Here is a 1,204-nt window from a genome sequence, read left to right as displayed (position 1 = left end):
GCGTTCGCCACAAGCGCGGCCAGAAGGTACGCGGCCAGCGCACGAAGTCCACGGGTCGCTCCGAGGGCACCATTGGCGTCAACGTCGAGGAGATCCGCGAGGAGATGGCGGAAGACGAAGCGGGTGACGAGGAATGAGCACCGGCAAGAACACCAAAGGCTACGAGACGCCGAACCACCCGTACCAGGGCGAGCGGATCGCCGAGGAGTCGGACCTCCTCTCGCGGTACGGCCTGAAGAACAAAGAGGAGCTCTGGCGCGCTCAGTCCGAGCTGCGCAACATGCGCCGCGAGGCGCGCCGACTGCTCGGCGAGGCCCAGGGTGACGTCGACGCCGCCCAGGACGCCGGATCGGAGTTCGTCGCACGGCTCCGTCGCATCGGTATTCTCGGCGACAACGACGACATTTCGACGGTCCTGTCGCTCGACGTGACCGACCTGCTCGAACGCCGTCTCCAGACGGTCGTCTACCGGCAGGGGCTCGCGTCCTCGACACAGCAGGCGCGTCAGTTCCTCGTCCACGGACACGTCACCGTCGACGGGGCCCGAGTGACGCGTCCCTCGGTGAAGGTCGACGTGGCCGACGAGGGTGCCATCGACTTCGACGAGAACAGCCCGCTCGCGGACGATCTCCACCCCGAGCGCGCGGAGTCACAGGAGTAACCAACAATGAGTGAATCCGAGGACGGAAAGTGGGGAATCGCCCACGTGTACGCATCGTTCAACAACACGCTCATCACGGTCACCGACGAGACGGGTGCCGAGACGATCGCCAAGTCGTCCGGCGGCACCGTGGTGAAACAGAACCGCGACGAGGCGTCGCCGTACGCCGCCATGCAGATGGCGGAAGTCGTCGCCGAGCGAGTCAAAGACGCCGGCCTGGAGGGCGTGCACGTCCGCGTGCGCGGCCCCGGCGGCAACCTCAACAAGTCCACCGGTCCCGGTGCGCAGGCGACGATCCGCGCGCTCTCGCGTGCGGGCGTCGAGATCGGCCGGATCGAGGACGTCACGCCGATCCCGCACGACGGGACGAAGGCGCCGAAGAACAAGCGAGTCTGACATGACGGAAGCCGACTTCGACGTCCAGTACGTCGAACGGGACGACCGCAGCGCGCGGGTGCTGATCCGCGGGCTGACGCCGGCGTTCGCCAACGGCATCCGCCGCGCGATGATCGCCGACGTCCCGACGTTCTCGATCGACACCGT

The 1,204-nt window shown here is 67.3% G+C and carries 2 protein-coding genes and 2 pseudogenes; all 4 read left to right on the top strand.

Annotated elements, in window-relative coordinates; all coding sequences use genetic code 11:
• A pseudogene (locus tag SD626R_RS01470) lies at positions 1 to 137 on the top strand (30S ribosomal protein S13); the annotation flags it as partial.
• A complete protein-coding gene (locus SD626R_RS01465; protein ID WP_092562500.1) occupies positions 134 to 661 on the top strand; it encodes a 30S ribosomal protein S4 in 528 nt (175 codons plus the stop codon). The pseudogene SD626R_RS01470 and the gene SD626R_RS01465, both read left to right, overlap by 4 nt.
• A gap of 6 nt (positions 662 to 667) precedes the next feature.
• On the top strand, positions 668 to 1,057 hold the full coding sequence (locus SD626R_RS01460) for a 30S ribosomal protein S11 (protein WP_004046448.1): 390 nt from the start codon (positions 668 to 670) through the stop codon (positions 1,055 to 1,057).
• Position 1,058: 1 nt separating this feature from the next.
• Positions 1,059 to 1,204: pseudogene (locus SD626R_RS01455) on the top strand (DNA-directed RNA polymerase subunit D); the annotation flags it as partial.

Source organism: Halorubrum sp. SD626R (assembly GCF_001261915.1).
Lineage (GTDB): Archaea > Halobacteriota > Halobacteria > Halobacteriales > Haloferacaceae > Halorubrum.
This window is presented reverse-complemented; position numbering and strand designations above follow the sequence as displayed.